This is a genomic window from Bdellovibrio sp. BCCA, from assembly GCF_037996825.1.
In the GTDB taxonomy this organism is placed as follows: Bacteria; Bdellovibrionota; Bdellovibrionia; order Bdellovibrionales; family Bdellovibrionaceae; genus Bdellovibrio.
In genome coordinates this window covers 1,833,440-1,851,388 of the sequence record NZ_JBBNAC010000001.1, presented here as the reverse complement: position 1 = coordinate 1,851,388, position 17,949 = coordinate 1,833,440, and the positions used below count along the sequence as shown (strand labels likewise).

At 44.7% G+C, this 17,949-nt stretch carries 14 protein-coding genes; 2 read left to right on the top strand and 12 right to left on the bottom strand.

Annotation, left to right across the window (positions count from 1 at the left end; translation table 11 throughout):
• Positions 1–41 precede the first annotated feature (41 nt).
• Positions 42–512 (bottom strand): hypothetical protein, encoded by a 471-nt coding sequence (locus AAAA78_RS09160; protein ID WP_340591632.1) that lies wholly within the window; start codon positions 510–512, stop codon positions 42–44.
• Between the two features lie 241 nt (positions 513–753).
• Here AAAA78_RS09160 and AAAA78_RS09155 point away from each other — a divergent pair, with 241 nt between their 5' ends.
• Positions 754–1,017, top strand: a complete 264-nt coding sequence (locus AAAA78_RS09155; RefSeq protein ID WP_340591631.1) for a hypothetical protein — start codon at positions 754–756, stop codon at positions 1,015–1,017.
• Between the two features lie 65 nt (positions 1,018–1,082).
• Positions 1,083–1,283: a hypothetical protein gene (locus AAAA78_RS09150; protein WP_295904034.1), complete on the top strand. Its 201-nt coding sequence runs from the start codon at positions 1,083–1,085 to the stop codon at positions 1,281–1,283.
• On the opposite strand, the gene AAAA78_RS09145 is transcribed toward AAAA78_RS09150, so the two are convergent.
• From AAAA78_RS09145 to AAAA78_RS09095, 11 genes are all read right to left on the bottom strand, one after another.
• A complete protein-coding gene (locus tag AAAA78_RS09145; protein ID WP_340591628.1) occupies positions 1,280–3,592 on the bottom strand; it encodes an HD domain-containing protein in 2,313 nt (770 codons plus the stop codon). The genes AAAA78_RS09150 and AAAA78_RS09145 overlap by 4 nt on opposite strands.
• 5 nt (positions 3,593–3,597) lie before the next feature.
• The gene (gene mutS, locus AAAA78_RS09140; protein ID WP_340591627.1) at positions 3,598–6,096 is read right to left on the bottom strand and encodes a DNA mismatch repair protein MutS; all 2,499 of its coding nucleotides are present in this window, start codon (positions 6,094–6,096) and stop codon (positions 3,598–3,600) included.
• Between the two features lie 158 nt (positions 6,097–6,254).
• Positions 6,255–7,535 (bottom strand): hypothetical protein, encoded by a 1,281-nt coding sequence (locus tag AAAA78_RS09135; protein ID WP_340591625.1) that lies wholly within the window; start codon positions 7,533–7,535, stop codon positions 6,255–6,257.
• Between the two features lie 12 nt (positions 7,536–7,547).
• Positions 7,548–8,963, bottom strand: a complete 1,416-nt coding sequence (locus AAAA78_RS09130; RefSeq protein WP_340591623.1) for a hypothetical protein — start codon at positions 8,961–8,963, stop codon at positions 7,548–7,550.
• 26 nt (positions 8,964–8,989) lie between these two features.
• The gene (locus AAAA78_RS09125; protein ID WP_340591621.1) at positions 8,990–9,667 is read right to left on the bottom strand and encodes a hypothetical protein; all 678 of its coding nucleotides are present in this window, start codon (positions 9,665–9,667) and stop codon (positions 8,990–8,992) included.
• Positions 9,668–9,670: 3 nt separating this feature from the next.
• Entirely contained in the window at positions 9,671–11,527 is a 1,857-nt protein-coding gene (locus AAAA78_RS09120; RefSeq protein WP_340591620.1) for a hypothetical protein, read from the bottom strand.
• A gap of 269 nt (positions 11,528–11,796) precedes the next feature.
• Positions 11,797–13,206, bottom strand: a complete 1,410-nt coding sequence (gene mpl, locus AAAA78_RS09115) for a UDP-N-acetylmuramate:L-alanyl-gamma-D-glutamyl-meso-diaminopimelate ligase (RefSeq protein ID WP_340591618.1) — start codon at positions 13,204–13,206, stop codon at positions 11,797–11,799.
• 13 nt (positions 13,207–13,219) lie between these two features.
• A complete protein-coding gene (locus tag AAAA78_RS09110) occupies positions 13,220–14,281 on the bottom strand; it encodes a serine hydrolase domain-containing protein (protein WP_340591616.1) in 1,062 nt (353 codons plus the stop codon).
• Positions 14,278–15,210, bottom strand: a complete 933-nt coding sequence (locus AAAA78_RS09105) for a S66 peptidase family protein (protein ID WP_340591615.1) — start codon at positions 15,208–15,210, stop codon at positions 14,278–14,280. Before AAAA78_RS09105 ends, AAAA78_RS09110 begins: the two co-directional genes overlap by 4 nt.
• A gap of 2 nt (positions 15,211–15,212) precedes the next feature.
• A complete protein-coding gene (gene purB / locus AAAA78_RS09100) occupies positions 15,213–16,496 on the bottom strand; it encodes an adenylosuccinate lyase (RefSeq protein ID WP_413944817.1) in 1,284 nt (427 codons plus the stop codon).
• Entirely contained in the window at positions 16,493–17,794 is a 1,302-nt protein-coding gene (locus AAAA78_RS09095) for a hypothetical protein (RefSeq protein WP_340591613.1), read from the bottom strand. The genes purB and AAAA78_RS09095 overlap by 4 nt, the downstream gene beginning before the upstream one ends.
• Positions 17,795–17,949: the final 155 nt, after the last annotated feature.

Below are 17,949 nucleotides of genomic sequence, written 5' to 3'. Positions count from 1 at the left end.
TATGACAATCATCCATTAATTCTGAATAAGGAAGGGCCTCTTTAGAGACCCTGAGCGTTAAACTTCATCACGAATATATCGGGTGTTGCTTCAATCGAGAACATCGACATTTCGTCACGATAAGAAAAACGATCGTTTTGCGTATGGAACTGTTCGAAAATAGCCTTAGCGTCTGCGCCACGGGCTACGAATTGAGCTTTTCCTGGGCCGATAGAGGCGAAATTAGATCTGTGAATTGTAATGGAGCACTGGTAATTATTCTCGCCTTTTTTAGCACAGATAAAATTCAAAACTTTCTGAGGTGTATCAAGAACCTTTCCACGACCCACCATTGAATCCTGCTCAGGACGATCCATCGCTTCAAATAAAACTTGCGGAGAGCCATCTACCGAGCCGTCATAGGACGTCGACCAGATATTTACGAGCATCTGCAATCCCACGAACTGCCCACGCGTGGTTGCGAAAGATGTTGAGAAGGAAAGACTCAAAAGAGCAAATAAAAGAAATCTCATCCGACACGTCCTTGTTTGATTTATTTGAGCTTAGCGAGTGTCTAAAACATATTCAACCGCATTCCCAAACCTGTCATGTGAGGGCCCTAACACCCCTTTTCTGGCATGACCCATTCTGAGACTGTTTTATCTAGTTATTTCAAGTATTTATGACGCATTGCGGGCGGGTATTTTGAGCCCTTCTGGCACCTGCCTTGCTCCTATAAAAGACAAAGACTGAAACCTGAAAAAGGGGGACCTTATGAAAACACTTCTAACAATCGCACTCTTGGCTTTCTCGTGCACCTCATTTGCTTGGTCAAGCAAGGGCACTCCAGAAAAAGAATTCACCTTCAAATACAAACTCTCGGGCCAAACACTTGAAATCAAGAGAACGGCAGCGAGTTATGAGGACGCTTACGAAGGCGCGGCTCAACAATGCTTTAATTTCTATAAAGGTGCTGGCAAAGTCTCTGAAGACCGTGGTCTTGACATCATCGACGTGTGCGCAAATCCTCGTTCTTAATTTAGGCCTTCCCTTCAGGTCACTCCTCGCTTATATTAAAACCGTTATTTAAGGAGCGGTTTTAAATGGGAATTCTCAAAGCCATTGGCGATTTTTTAGTAGGAAAAGATCCAGACATTTTCGACGAAAAAGGAAATGTGTCACACAAACTTCCAAAGAAAAAATGGGAAGCTTGGCACAACCGTACTAAAACAGACCCTCAATACAACTGGCGCAATCACACTGGCATGGCCGGTGGTGCAAAAAAGAAAAACAACAGCAACTAATTCAAATCGTATTTCTGCCTCAAGGCTGCCAGCAGTTCTTGAGGCTCACGATCCGCCTTCACAAAAAAGATATCGTCAACCTGACGACCCCATGTGTGCACACGAGCGGATTTCACACTTACACCCAAATCACTTAAAGATTTCGCAGCAGAGGCCAACAACCCCGTCTGATCCGGCGCTTTAAAACTAATCACAAGTTCCTTGTCATCGGCACTGATCAATTGAATCGCATCAAACTTTACCGCAGGAATCGGTTTTGATTGTACTTGCGCGTTTTCTAAAACTTTTGCCAGTTGTTGGATGTTTTTTGAAGTCGCTACCTGGAACCAATCGTAAACACCGACCTTCGAGATGGTGTGAATCGAAGCGTGACGGATTCCCAAGCCCAATGAATACAATTGCCCCACATAATCCGCTAAAAGCCCTTTACGGTCTTTTTTCTCATGGAAGCGAATCCAAAGATCCCCTTTGCGAGTTTTATGAACCCAAGGCTTTAAAGACGTTTCACTGAGTTCGGCTTTCTTCATGTCATCAACAAGATCTTTCACTGCAAGACTGTCGAGCAGGACTGGACCCAGCTCTTCGACGATCTCCGATGGAATTTGCAATTTCTTACGCAAACGCAGAGTTTGGAAATCGAAATAGTCTTGAGCTTTTTTGGATTCAAGACTGATCACAAGTTCCTTTAAGAGTTTTGCTTTCCATTCATTCCAAGCTTCCGGATTGGTCGCACGGATATCGATGGCGGTGAAAAGAGCTAAGCGATAAAGCCTTGCACCTTCGACTCCTCTTTGACGAAGTTCCTGCCACACTTTCGGGTCTTTAGGATTTTTTCTGAAAGCAGCTTGTGAAAGCTCCAGATGGTTTTTCACCATCCACTTTACCTCTTCAGTTAAAGCTTTACTTAAACCGTAAGATTTAAAATCTCTCTCGGTGATGGTCACACCAAGGTCGGAGTGATGTTCAGAACTTTCCAAACCTTTTGCAAGATCGTGATACAAACAACTCCAGGAAAGAATGCGCCAGTCTTCTTGCGTGAGATTCTTATGAATGAATTTGAGAGGTCCCAATTCGGATGGCTTTTTATAGATACGTTTTACTTCACGACAGGCTTGCATGATGTGCGAATCGGCCGTGAAACGATGATATTGATCGTGTTGAACATAGCCCACTAAGCGACGGATTTCTGGAACTAATTTATCAATCAATCGCGAGCGGAAAACGCTGACTAAAAGTTCATCCTCTGCTTGAACATTGAGAACTTGTTCTAAAGCAGCCCCTCTTCGTTTCGCCGTCGTTTTAACTTTCTTATCAGGCAAAAAAGTGTCGAGGTTTTCACGGACTTTTTTCTGGACTAAAACGCTGGAATTTTTATGTAACGCATTCGTAAGATCTTCGATCTTCTTAAATTCCAATTGTTCAATTTGCTTAAGCTCTTTTTCAGAAGCTTCGGCCACTTCAACAATCCAATCCGAATAAAAATGCACACGCGAAAGACCGCGCTGCAAATCACGCATAAAATCTTTATGGCTTTTAAAACCCATCCATTTACCAAGATCAAATTGAATGGCACTGGACAAAATATCACCATGACCTTCCAAATGAAGCTTCTGACGGATGTTCAGGAAATAACTGCGATAGTATTGAAGAACATTGAGCGCATGTCCTGGGTGCGTGAACTTTTCAGCGAAGAGTTCATAAATTTGCAGACCTTGCTCAAGATCGCGCAGACCTCCTGGACCATATTTGATATTCGGCTCAAGATAGTTCGTGATCGAATCAAAACGTTTCGCACGGTTTTTACGTTCGTCTTTTACAGCCTTTAGCAAAATACGACGGTAGTGTTTTTTCTTGGCCCAGATTTTTTTCTGTTGTTCAAAAAGTTTTTTGGCCGCCTCCGGAGTCCATGGACGGGCCTTCAGCAATGCCAAGATATCAAATGCTTCGACGTTCTCAGTCCAATCCTCCGGATTATGAGGCATGCGGTAGCGAAGTTTTAAACCTCGCTCTTGAACGGCATCGACAAACTTTTTTACTTTTTCTTCGTCACCACAGAAAAGAACATCGATATCGGATTTGGGACTGAGTTCTTCACGAGCCCAAGATCCCAAGATGACCGGATGACAGTCTTCCCAATCCTTTGAAGATTTAAAAATATCTTCCAGGCGTGCACCCAGCCAGTTCGAAAAGTTCTCAGTTGAAAAGCAAAACACCTGACGAACATCTCCGTCAGGTGTCATAAGAGGTGGATTCAACACTTCTTTAGCTTGCTCCCACTGTTCAGAACTTAAGAACGACTTTTGCGCCATAAGTTTTAAACTTCCGTTCCGGCGCGAGCGACAATCTCTTTCCACTTCGCGATCTGATTCATCGCCTCAAGAGGACTCATTTGCATGAGCGGATACTTTTCAACTTCCGCCATCAAGCTCTTGATTTCTTCAGGAACTTTTGGAGTTTCAATTTCAACCGGAGCCGCATCATCAAGTGCAAAAGAATCTAAAAGTGATAACTGACTTGTGGCCTGCACGCGTTTTGATTCCACTTCACGAAGAAGGCTTTTCGCACGCTTCGTGACTGAAGGCGGAAGTCCCGCCAGCTCTGCCACTTGCACCCCGTAAGATTTCAAAGCAGGACCTTTCACCAATGTATGCAAGAAACGAATTTCGCCGTTTCTTTCAGCCACTGTCATATGCGCATTCGTGATTTGGCCAAAGCTTTGATCTAAGGACGTCAACTCATGATAGTGAGTCGCAAAGAACGTTAACGCTTTCACATCACTTAAAAGATGCTCAAGGATTGATTGCGCTAAACACATTCCATCAAATGTGCTTGTTCCGCGTCCCACTTCATCCAGAATCACCAAAGATTCTTTTGTGGCATTTCTAAGCATCGCCGAAGTCTCAGTCATCTCAACCATGAATGTTGAAAGACCTTCAGACAACTGGTCACTTGCTCCGATACGCGTGAAGATCGCATCAAAGATTGGCAAAGAAGCTTCATCGCAAGGAACAAAAGATCCCATTTGCGCCATGATCGCGATCAAAGCGACTTGTCTCATCAAAGTCGACTTACCGGCCATATTCGGTCCTGTAAGAAGCAAACAAGAATGCGGACGAAGTTCAATATCATTCGCCACGAAATTCTTTTTCACTGTTTGTTCAACAACCGGGTGACGGCTGGCTCTTAATTTCAAAGAACCATCTTGAGTGAATTGCGGGCGCACGTATTTTTCTTCAAGACTTAACCAAGCAAGAGCAGAAACCACATCCACTTCGCTGCACTCATGCGCAAGATTCAACAAGGAAGGACATTGCGCAAGAATCTGCTTACGAAGAGCTTCAAAGAATTCAAACTCAAGATCGGCACGTTTGGTATTAGCGCTAAGAACTTTTCTTTCAAGCTCGACCAATTCATCTGTGCAATAACGTTCCGCATTTGTAAGCGTCTGCTTTCTTTGATAGTGCGCAGGCGCTTTATCTTTATGCGTGTTTGTGATCTCGATGTAATAACCAAAAACATTGTTATAGCGGATTTTAAGACTGGAAATTCCGGTCTTTTCTTTTTCTTCCGCTTCCATACGAGCAACCAACGCTTGAGAATGCGTTGAAAGCTCAATCAAATCATCAAGCTCTGCGGAAACACCCTGACGAATGAGGTAACCTTGTTTTGTTGCAAGAGGTGGTTCCTCAACGATGGTGTGCTCAATTTTATAAGCCAATTCACGGAGAGAATCAAAGTTCGCCGTTCCACCTGAAGCGTGAACTAAAACTTCCAAAGCACTGATACCCGCATGAACACTTCCCGCCAACGCCAGAAGATCACGACCGTTGCACTGAGGTTGAGAGATTTTTCCCAGACGACGTTCAATATCGCCCATTTGTCCCAAGATTTGACGAACGCGTTTTAATTCGACAACGTGACTGCGCCAGAACTCCACAGAGCTAAGACGGCTTTCGATGGCCTTCGGATCACGCAAGGGGAAACTCAACCACTGACGAAGGAGACGGCTTCCCGCAGAAGTCTGCGTGCGATTGATCGCGTGGAATAAGCTTCCAAGACCTTCGCCTTTATACGTTGAGAAAATTTCTAAATGACGAAGCACTGTTCCTGAAATTTCAAGACGATGTTCTAGATCTCTTTCAACAAACGGAGACAAAGTCGCTAGCGACTCTTCTCCAGAAAGACTTTTTACGTATGAAACCAGACGGGCCGCTGACATTGGCGCTTCATTTTTCAAAAGGTCATGAAGCATATCCGGAAGTTCATCATGACGGCTGATCAAAATGCCTTCGACACCTACAAGCAAAGACTCATCTTCACTTGCGATCACGATCTCTGCGACAGGAAGGATTTGCAAGAAACGCAAAAGTTCAGATGTCTTTTGTGATTTAAAAAAGAAAGCCTCGCCCGTTGTTGCATCCAAGAAGCTGATCGACTCTTTATCAAGACCCACTAGGTAGTGAGGCTTTGTCCCATCCAAAGTGTCGGAATCATAAACCATTCCCGGAGTCAGAACGCGCGTCACTCCACGCTTCACAATTCCCTTGGCCATTTTGGGATCTTCCAACTGATCACAGATCGCAACTTTAAAGCCAGCTGCTAAAAGTTTATTGATAGGTCCCGCGATCGAGTGATGAGGCACTCCGCACATCGGCGTTTCGTCCTGGGATTTTTTATTTCTTTGAGTCAGAGCAATACCGATCACCGGCGCTGCTTTCACAGCATCATCAAAGAACATTTCGAAGAAATCCCCCATGCGGAAAAGGAGAATTTTATCTTGGTGAACGGACTTAATGTCCCAGAACTGCTTCATGAGTGGAGTTTGATTCGACATAGCTGAAAAAAGTATCGAAGGCGGCACGGCGTTTCACTCAAAAACGCATCGCATCTGAGAGGGAAAATGAAGGTTTAAAAAAGAAAACCGCACCCTTTAGAGATGCGGCGCGTTAGTTGATTATTTTAGAGTCACTTTTAGTTCTGCGGAGTGCCCGTCGTCACCCATTTTTCTACGATGGCTCTCATTTGCGATGACATCAAACCTGAACGAGGCATCGGGCTTCCGGCATCGTTGATACGAGTGAGGATCTTGCTCGCGGCATTTTTTGAAGCCGTGTAGTTGCTAAGATCAAGACCGCCATTAGCTCCCGCACCTGTGTGACAACTGAAGCATTGAGTTCTAAACACATTCAGCGTTCCTGTGGTTGCGGTTAACTGCGCGAAGCTCACTGTGGCAGGTGTGTTATCAATTGGAGCTGCGTCTGTAGAACCTGTACCGCACTTCGCCGTGGATTCCGCTTTTTCAATCGAAGTGAACTGCAACGCAAACTTGTCTGTATTTTTGATTGGCGACATTACAAGAAGCTGTGCATTTCCGACTGGCGCCAAATTCAACGGGGTACCAGGGCACACAACTGCATTGATATTACGATAGACCGTTGCTGAATCTAAAAGCTTGCTATTCACGTAAAAGAACAATGCCTTCACGCGATACTTCGCTGTCCCCGAAGTGATGGACATTGTTGGATTACGAACCGCATACCCGACTTCGTTGCCACTCACTTTAGCCACTTGCGCTTCCACCGTCATTTGCAGAGGAAATTTCGGCATGTTCGCTGCGACTTCCGTATTCAAATTCCAAGCCAAAGTCGTCCAAGTCGCCGAGTTGGCTTTTGATGCAATGATGTTTGCATCCGTTTTATTTACTGTCACGATCGACTTATCTTGCGCATCAGATCCCTTACACTGCAACCACGCCGCCTGCGCCGATTCCCATTCTTGTTTCAAACTGCTGATGGCACCGTTATTATGCGCGCCTGTCGCTGGAGGATTGTGTTTCTCGCTCACAGCATTGTTTGAAATCGCCAAATAACCTTTGTCTTTAAAAACTTGATAAGAAGCGAGAACGTTTTTTGAAGCAAATGCCGGTGCCTCATGATTTCCATCATGGCAACCTGCACAGTTCTGCTTCAAGAAGACGTGATAGCCGGATCCAAATTTCGCCAGCAGCTGATCTTCACAAAGATCTCCGGTGCTCGCCTCACCTAAGTCTTCATCACCGTCACCAGCAGGAGTCTTTGTTCCTGTATCGACATTCCCTAAAGAATTTCCTTGGCTATTCAACTGAACAGACTTGGTGTCGATTTGGAAACCTTCCCCTAATTGCTGCCCGCAGTTTTGAAACGCCAACAAAAGCAAAACCGTTCCTGAAACTGTGCCTAAAATTTTAAGAGCCTGAGGTTTACTCATTCTCATCGTCATCCCCTCTTAAGCAACGTGCAATTTAACTACTTTTTCAACGTCGTCCGCTTGCAATGTCGCAGGAGCAAGCTGTTTAAACATTCCTAATTTTTTATTTAAATTAAGATAGTTCGCAAGAACCGCTGCCGCAACATAATCAGGACGAGACCCCACTAATGTGGTTGTATCCACGCTTTGATCATCCAAGTAGTGACCGATTTGAGTTCCACTTGAAGCGACTTTACCATTCGGATCAAAGGCAATAATAAACTGCAATGAAGATGAATAGTCACTGGACCAGATGCTCGTTGCTGACTCAGAAGTTTCTGAAACGCAGGCGCCATCTGTCGTCACAAGAATGAACAATGGTTTTTTCATTTTCAATGCAAGCTCCAACATACGGCCGATTTGCACGCCCGCTGTGAAATCCTTAGCATCCGCTTGAGTTCTTAAACCCGGAGCATGATAGTCATAGCCACCCATTGTGATGCGACCATGAGAAATATTTCCATTCAAAGCATTATAAACAACACCCGCAGCCATCGCCGTGGCATCATTTGCCGCCGTCGTTGCCGTGATTTTATAAACGGCTTGAGTCATGGCGTCTTTACGCGGATCCACGCCAGAAGCACCACCGGCCTTGATGATTTCACCGGATTTAATACCTGCTTCTTGCAAAACAGTTTTTAAACCATCGTCTTTGGAATTGAGCTTGGCAATTTGTGAACGAGTCATCTTCGACACAAAAGAACTCAAAGCTTCTTTTTGTTTTTTACTTAAAAGACCATTATCCGCAAGAACACTTGAATAATTCAAGGCACCGAACATTGAATCAAGGCTCGCCATTTCTAATGTCGAGTTAGGGGCACCAAATACAGGTTTTAAGTTTTCTGCAGAACTTCCTAAATGCACCGTCGGAAGAACTTTGCCGATAAGACCCGCTTTTTCTAGAGGACCCGACAAATCATAAAAGGGACGTTGCGCCACTAAGGCATTCGTGTCGTTGGCTGTATTCGTACAAAGAGCAACCAGACGTGATTTAGAAAGCGCTTCGTTTGAAGCTACAGATTTAATTCCTTTATGAAGCTGCGCCGTTGCCGCAAAATCAGCACCTAACAATTTCTCAGTCGAGAATCCCGCATTACCCAGACCTAGTTTTGTATAAGCACTGAGTAAATCTCCGCCGGCATTTTTCACGACGAAATTGCCGTGAAGAGCGGCGCCACCGCTGAGACTTAAAGTCACGAATGGCATCATCGATCCCGCAGCAGCTTGCGCTTCGGCTTTTTGAGTCATTGTTAAAATAGAAGTGACTGCTCCTGGAACTGCAATACGAGCCGCGAATGAAATCACGCCCGCTTCAAGAAGTTCACGACGAGATAGGCGAAGGCCCGGCAAATCCGTCTTAGCGTCCAAGACTTTTTTTAGTTTGTCGTTTTTCATGATTCCCCCAATTCCCCTCGCGCTAATCAAAGAAGATAAGATTCAGGAACAGCTAACATGCCCGTGCAAATAAAAATCGCTAGCTTATCAGACTCAGCAGCTTTCCCCATCGCTGTCGAGTCCAATGTACTGAAATACTCGTCCACCGCTTCTGTGATCGCTTGCAATTCCTCTTTTGAAGGCTTGCGCATCCACAGACGGTCTACCAACGAAATATAAGTATTGATTGCACCCATTTTTCCGTAAGCCTTAGGACCTTGAGAAAAATCGATGAACTTAAAAATATCGCGAGTTCCCTTTTTCTCTTTATTCACCGCCTGCTTACAAACCACGCCAGCCAAAGAGGTCATGGCAATGATTGAAGGTGAATTTAAAAGAGTGATATCGTTCTGAGGAACAAGCAAATTACGACGATAGTTGATCTCGCTATTCACTTCATTCATATTGATATCCTTCGGAGTTAAACCTAATAAAGACATCATTGATTCAAGTGATTGCTTCGCATCTGTCGGCGACACACCTAGATCACTTTCCACTTTGGTAACTGGAGTGTCCGTGCCACCCATTGAACTGCCATTCACGCTGTCGTTGGCCTCAAGGCTTGCCATATCGACTTGTTGCGCACAGTTTTGAAACCCCAGACCGACAATCAGGAAAGAAAAAGTAAGACCAATGAATGCACCAATTTTATTTTTTGTCTTCATGGTTTACTCCCCCTTCATCACGCCACAGACTGGGTCTAGAGCGATTTCCTGATAGAGATTTTTAAGATTGTAGTTTAATGCTTCAAAGCGGTCGCCTAAACGAACCAATGTCGTGTACTGAGTTGATTCCAGTTTTTTAAGGCAAACACTTTCGTACACACGTTTAGCCATACACTGACTGAATCTGCGCGAATCGCCCAGCATACGACCGAAATCTTTAAGGCCGTTACCGCCAGACTTGTTCGGTCCTCTCCAGCCAAAGAAAGTGGATTTACTTCCCAATACCGCGTTGTTCACGAAAGAATCGCTTTTCACAACGAAACCATAAGGATAACTTCCCTTATTCATTTTCGTAGCAACACCCGTTTCAGAGTCAAAAGCATTGCGCGCATAAAGCTTTGAAATGTCTTTCGCTTGAAGATACGGAATGATCATATTTCCATTTGATGCGCGACCTCTATTGATCAACTTACCTAAAAGGCGGTCTTTTTCGGCATCCGCAGTTTTACTTGCTGTCAAAGCATTAGAGTAATGCGCGTAGATTAAAGACATGTCTTTTTTATTGTCGAGGTTGCAAAGTAAAAACTTTTCTTCTTGTTGTTGCTGAGTCAAAGCCGTATTGCTGAAATGATCCAAGCACGCCTTAACGTAAGTTGCTCTGTAAGTCGTGTTGTTTCTGTTTGTTTTAAGATCCGCCAAAAGCGTCGTGTTTTTAGCACGGAAATCGGCAATCAAGTCTGTCGCAATTTTGGGATCACGAACCGTATTTAAAACCGCGTCTAAGCTGGATTTCGCTGAAGCTGCGGCCGTTCCACGAGCAATCAAGAAATCATAGCGAGTTTTATAATAGATTGAATTTGCCTGATTCACTTCAAGATCCGGAATCACGGCATTTGTTGTAGGTGTCACGACATCCGTCACGTACTTAGAATAGGCGTTGGCAATGTCTTGATCTTTAAAGAAATCACCATGCATTTGCGAATAAACACCTGTCGCTGCCGAATTGGTAAAGTTATCGTAATCCATTTTTGCAAAAGCGCCACGCATACCGTCCATCACAGAGTGACAGCTCTTACAGCTTGTGAGGTACTTATTATAGTCACCGGCAGGAAAGCGTTCAACGTCACGACCGACATATTGGTCGGAAGCACTTGAATCCGCCGCTTCCGCCATAGAAACACAAAGAAACTGTTTCAAAGAAAATTCCACCGCACGACGGTTTGAACCTCCACCCAGATTTCTTTCAGCAAATGTTCTGGTTGTAAAAACACCCGCCGCATCTTTGTTAGGTTTTGTCACCATAAGAGGATAGGACTTTTGATTTTGCATGTAAGGTGTATCGTATGCCACCGTGACCATTTGTTGCTGACCTCTGAAAGTCAAAGCCTTCATCAAATCAACATAAGCCGTTTCAACGGCTGCAAAATTGTTTTGATTAAAGTATCTTGTTCTTAAGTCATCGTCATTCGCAACACCTGTGATGTCGTAGTAATAATCCGAAGTTAAGATTTCACGGAAGTCTTTGTTGTCACGAACAACACCCACGATCAACGCAGAAAAATCGTTGAACGGAACTTTCACGGATTCATCTTTATTGGAAAGACGAAGTGAAAGATTTTTGACCTGCACATTTAAAAAATCAGACGTGGTTGTAATATACTTAGCTGCTTCTGCATTTTTACCTAGCGCCAATAGATCCGCGACAGTTTTAAGCTCCGGTTTCTTTGATGAAACCTTCACCCCTGTCATACGTTCATAAAGTCGCTTTGCATTGCGCATATCCGCTTCTGAAGCTGCTGCACTGGCATTAACTGACGAAAATACCAATGAAGCCACAACTAGCAACTTGTAGCCCCTCATATTTCACTCCCCCGAGTGAATACATTATCGTCTAAATTTCCAAAAAAGGTGACTCGCGATAGCCCCTTCTGAGAGAGCGTTTGGGGACATTTCGCTAATGAACATCACAGAATGAAACGATTTTTATCAAGCAACAGTGTTAAGTATTTGATAAGAGGTCATGAAGTGCCTCAGAACAAGATGGAACACTTCATAACAAACTGTTTCCTCACTCCAGGAAAACACTCTGAGGAACACCAAAAGTGAACCACTTTGAGACCAAGAGCCCTCTATGCGAGGGCCTTTAGCAATTTTCCATAGATGCCGTCAAAGCCGCCGTTGCTCATGATCAAAATCACATCACCGGTTTTTGCGCGCGATTTCAAAGCTGCCACGATATCATCAGCCGTATCGAAATCCGCCGCCGTGACTCCGGACTTTTTAAGATCCTCAATAAGCTCATGAGAAGAAAAACGGTTTTCTTCATCAATTTTAGATTGATCAAAAGCCTTCGCTAATAGCACTTCATGCGATCCTTTAAAGGCATCCACATAGTCTTGCTGGAAAACTTTACGACGAGACGTCGCACTTCGAGGTTCAAACACCGAGAACACCTTGCGGTTTGGATATTTTTTCTGAATCCCCTTCACCGTCTCACGCACCGCTGTTGGATGGTGGGCAAAGTCTTCAATCACAAGGACACCGTTTGGTTCTCCCAAGATCTCCTGACGGCGTTTAACACCTTCAAAAGACTCCAACGCGATTTGAATTCTATTTTCAGAGAATCCCAAGATCTTCGACATCGCAACAACAGCCGTGGCATTAAGAACATTGTAATCGCCGGTGATTTGCATGGCATAAGGTCCTAGGATTTCACCCTTGTGGTGAACTTCAAATCCCAAACCTTTTTCATTTTGGAAAAGCACTTTAGCGCGGAAGTCCGCGTTGCTGTTAAATCCATAAGTGAAAGAGTTTTTGCACTTAGCCAGCTTACGAAGCTCCATCACGTTGGCGTCTTCTGCGCACGCCAACAACGTTCCATTTTCTGGAATCAAAGTCATCAAACGCGCAAAAGCGTCTTTCACCGCTTGCAAGTCTTTGTAAATATCGGCGTGATCAAACTCAACAGAGGTCAAAATCACATGCTTTGGTTTGTAGTGAATAAACTTAGGCACTTTATCAAAGAAAGCGGTGTCGTACTCGTCCCCTTCGATAATAAAGTAATTGCCTTCAGGATTTTTAAAGGACTGAGAGAAGTTCTTTGGAATCCCACCAATCAAAAAGCCCGGCTTCACACCCGCGTTTTCCGCAACCCACGACATCATGGATGTCGTTGTCGTTTTCCCGTGAGTTCCAGAGATCACAACGCTTTCGCGATCTGCAATGATAAATTCACCCATCGCTTTAGGAAGTGATGCGTATGGAATTTCCAGTTTCTTAAGCTCCTGGGCTTCTTCATTGTTTGCAGAAATCACGTTTCCAACAATCACGAAGTCTGGTTTTGGATGAAGATTTTCAGCCTTATAACCTTTCATGATGTTGATGCCCAAGCTTTCAAGCTGAGTCGACATTGGAGGATAAGGATTTAAGTCACTGCCCGTAATTTTAAAGCCACGGTCCTTAAGAAGACCGGCCAAAGAAGCCATGGCTGTGCCACAAATACCCATCAAATGAATATGACTGCCTGGTTTTAAATTCATAAACTCTCCCGCGCTACACTCCGCTACGTCTGTAATTTTCGACAATCCAATTATGTATCTCAGGACGCAATTTTCCAAAGGCTTTGTTATCGGCCCCGTAAAGAACTCGATTGGAAAGAATGATTACACTCATATCCATCTTGGGATCATACCAAATGGACGTTCCTGTAAAGCCCGTGTGCCCAATAGAATCCAACGAGAAATAAGTTCCGCAGCTTGCTGAGCCCGGTGTCGGCATCATATATCCCATCGCCCAATCGCCTTTTCCTTCCGGAAGAGCCCGCTTAGCAAAAAGTTGCGCGGTCTTTTGACGAATAGAATAACGGGCAATCCCCATGAGCTGCGAACGCAAATGCAACGAGAACCAACCTGTATCATCGATACTTCCGAAAAGACCTGCGTGGGTCGAAACCCCACCCAAAGACCAGCAGTTCAGATCATGAACTTCGCCTTGGATGAGTTTTTTACGCACAGGGCACTCTTCAGTTGGTGCAAACAAAGCCGCTCTGGTTGTGAATTGATTTTCGGGATGGAACTCCAATGTCGTTCCCAAATAAAATTTATTTTTTACTTCCTCCCAAACATCCAAAAGAGGTTTGTCGAAGAATTTTTCTAAAATAAACCCAAGGACCAAAAAGCCAACATCGGAATACACGGCCGTTTCTTGTTTTTCAATTTTAAGGCCTTTAAGAATATCTTGAAGCTGCTCACGACGCTTTTCCGTCGAAAGCTGCGTATTGATTTCCTGGTACAAAGGAAGCCACCACGCGAGGCCTGAGCTGTGTGTAAGAAGTTCTGTTATTTTTGTTTCCTTATGCGGAAACCAAGAAAGAAAATCAGAAACCTTCGTTTCAAAATTCCACTTCCCCTGTTCATAAGCATACATCATCGCTTGGGTCGTAAAAATAACTTTCGTGAGACTCGCAAGATCATAATACGCATACGTATTTCCCACAGCGACGTCACAGATAATACGACCGCCTTGATAAGCCCGCACCATCACGCCCGGAGTGGTGTCGCGAATACGCTCTTCAAGCTGTTTAATAAGGTTTTTTTCTAAGACTGAAAATTTCATTTACGCCCTCCGGTTTGAATCACCAAATGGCCCTTTCCTTTTGTTACATCCAAAACACACGGTGTATTAAAAGGAACAGGTCGTTGAATCACAGCGTGGCCTGCTTGCAGTCCCTGAAACAAAGGAATCTCAAGATCCTGGGCCCAACGCTTAAATACTAATTTAAAATTATTTTTTTGAGTGGCGGGCTCTTCGCCGCCGATAAAATCACCTAGAATGATGCCATCACATTGTTTAAACAATCCCGCCTGGCGGAACTGTTCAAACATACGGTCAATACGATAACCGCGCTCACCAATGTCTTCCACAAAGAGCAAAGACTTTTTCGTCTGCAATTGCCAAGGTGTTCCCATAGAAGATTGAAGAACCGTGAGATTTCCGCCGACAATTTTTGATTTGAGGCTCTTTACCTTGCGAGCGGCTTCGTTGAGCGGTTTTAAATTCTTAAACACCACATCAGTCTCTTGACCAAAAAGAATGTCATGCAATTCTTTTTCAAACTTTGGTGCCACCAGGTTTCTTCCCAAACGATCCAAAAGCGGAGCGTGCAAAGTCGACCAACCCCACTCCTGAATAAAAAAGCTATGCAAGGAAGTGATATCACTGATGCCGATAAGAAGTTTTGGCTCTTTTGGTTTTTTAAGTTTTGCCAGCATCGGGATCAAACGATTGCTGCCGTAACCACCACGCAAACACCAGATCACGCGCGAGTCTTTAGATTCGATCGCCGCCTTTAAAAACGCAAAGCGCGCCTCATCTTCGTGAGCGTGCAAAAAATGCGGCTTGATAAGACCTTTAGGAATGCGCGGATGCAATTTCCATTTCAAAAGAAAATCGTGAGCGCCCTCAACTTCATGAGGCTTTGACGGGTAACCTGGAGCTACCACATCAACAATGTCACCTTCGTTAAAAAACTTCCAATTCGCCACGATTAAACTCTTTTGATAATTTCTTTGATCGATTTCTTATGTTTTTTCCCTGTGAAGATCTCATCGATCTCTTTGGGTTTTAAAAGTCCGCGAACTTCGTCATCCACCATGAGCTTGTCTCTTAAATGCTCACCGTAACCAAGCGAGTGACAAAGGCGTTGCACCAAAACGTAAGCATCTTCACGACGCATGCCTTTTTGTACAAGTCCCAGCAAAACATGCGAACTGAAAATCTGTCCTTGAGAACTTTCGATATTGTCGAGCATGCGTTTTTTATTCACATCCAGACCATCTAACAAAATGCTCATGCGGTTTAGAGCATAGTCTGCCACGATAAACGCATCCGGAAACACCACGCGCTCTACGGAAGAATGACTGATGTCACGCTCGTGCCACAAAGCCACGTTTTCAAGTCCCGCAATCGCGTAACCGCGAAGCAAGCGGGAAAGTCCGGTGATGTTCTCAGCACTGATCGGATTTTTCTTATGAGGCATTGCCGAAGAACCCTTTTGACCCTTCGTAAATCCTTCTGTCACTTCCGCCACATCACTTCTTTGCAAGTGGCGAAGTTCGATTGCCAAACGCTCTAGTCCCGTCCCTAAAATCGCCAAGGCATTTAACATCTCAGCATGGCGATCGCGCGGAATCACTTGTGTCGCGATTGTTTCCGCTTTCAATTTAAGCTTCTTTGCAACAGCCGCTTCCACTTTTGGAGATTGGCTGGAGTAAGTTCCCACCGCCCCGCTAAGCTTGCAAATCATCATGTTATCCAGCGCGGCCTTCACGCGTTTTTTATTGCGTTCCGTCTCCGCTAGGAAACCCGCCATTTTAAAACCAAATGTTGTCGGCTCTGCAAACATGCCGTGTGTGCGACCAGCACACAAAGTATCCGCATGTTTATTCACTAAAGACTTTAAAGATTTCTCAAGACCTTCGATAGATTTCATCAACACAGCGCCCGCTTCGCGCACTTGCAAGCTAAAGGCTGTATCCAAAACATCTGACGACGTCAGACCGTAGTGAATGAATTTTCCTTGAGGACCAACGTTTTCAGCCATGTTCGAAACAAAGGCGATCACATCGTGCTTCGTTTCTTTCTCAATTTCCGAAATACGTTTGACGTTGAAGCGAGCTTTTTGCGCAATCACCTTGGCTGCATTCTTAGGGATGATGCCCATTTGCGCTTGCACTTGAGCCACGGCGATTTCGACTTCCATCATTTTTCCGAATCTATGATCTGCGTGCCACAAAAGGCCCATTTCAGGTCGGGTGTATCTTTCGATCACGGAACTTGTTCCTTTCTCTTTTCTTTTTGCTCTTTCAACAATTTTTCTTTCCACCAGCTTACAAGCTGACTCAAAATCATTTCGTGACGTTCAAAGTAAGAACCCCACGCATAATGAGGCCACTCTTCAGGCCCATCGAGTTGTAAATTGCTGTAAAGAACTTTTCCGCGACGGGAGCTTTGCTTTTCTCCGAAAACCGGGAAGCGCGCAGCCCCAAGTTGTGCATAAGTATAATAATACTCTTGCGGAAAACTTAAAACTTGAGGATCTGACAAAGACATACGTTCGACCAGATTTGCTTTCATGCGCAGACTGCGAACTGTGAGGTATTCTTTGTTAAAGCGTTGCACCGTCGGGATTCTCATCCACACATCAAACTGGTCCGGTAATGTCGTTCTTTGCAGGACCATCATATTTTCATGAGTCCAGGGAGAATAAAGATCATCCATCACCAGTGTGTGCGCCGGAAGGTGATCGCGCTCAAAGCACTGCTGAAGACTCACACGGTAGCGAACCCAGCACCACTCCGGCTCTAGAGGTCCTTCCGGGAAAAAGTATTTTCCTAGGCGTTCATTTAAGAAATAACTTTCCTCACTTGTGAGCATCCATACGATTTGCTCAAGACGGAACAGACCTTGCTTCTCTCCGGAAAGCTCAAGACCCGTGATGGATTTTCCTCCACCAAAAGAGGCATCGACGATCTGCTGAGGTCGGATGACTTCCACACCTTTTGTCGCGAGCCATTCCAAAGATTGCTCGAGTCCGTTGCGTGTGGCCTGACGAACCAAGAAAGAAGAAAAAAGCGGAACCGCTTCCCCGGCCCTTGCGCCTTGAGCATTGGGCTTGTAAGTCGTCCCCGCCCACTGATGAGCGAGATGCAAAAGCCAGCTTTGTTCAAAATTAAACGCATCCAGATTTTTATATAAAGCTTTTGTATTTTTATTGCCGGTGCCGCTTAAAAGAAAATCTTTGATGTGTGAAGACAAAGACGTTTTTTCGATTTTAAATTTTGTCGTCGGACCTTTGAATTCAAAAGGACCTTGCTTCTGCCACAGAGTAAATCCGTTGGGAACTTCATCGTAAGGATCGTCGGCGTACAAACGTTCCATCTGCGATTCAGAAATTTTTTCGTTACGAAAAAAACCAAAAGGACCTTCCACGTCTTCCGAAGGCCACACACCCAACTTCGAAGACACGTCCACGAGAGTTGTCTTGATACCTTCTTGCGCCAAGGCCGCCGCCAACCAGTGACCGCGCCCAAAAGCAGAAATCAAGATGACCGGATTTCCCAACTCCATCGCTATTTTACTCCTCAGACAAAGAACGACCTAACTTGAAGTAATAATTAGAAAATCAGGCCCTCGCAAAGTCAAAGCCGCGCACTGCATCTAAACACTCCTTCAGGGCTTTTTCTTGTGATTTTTCGAAGTCCCTCTTAGACTCTCTTGAGGAC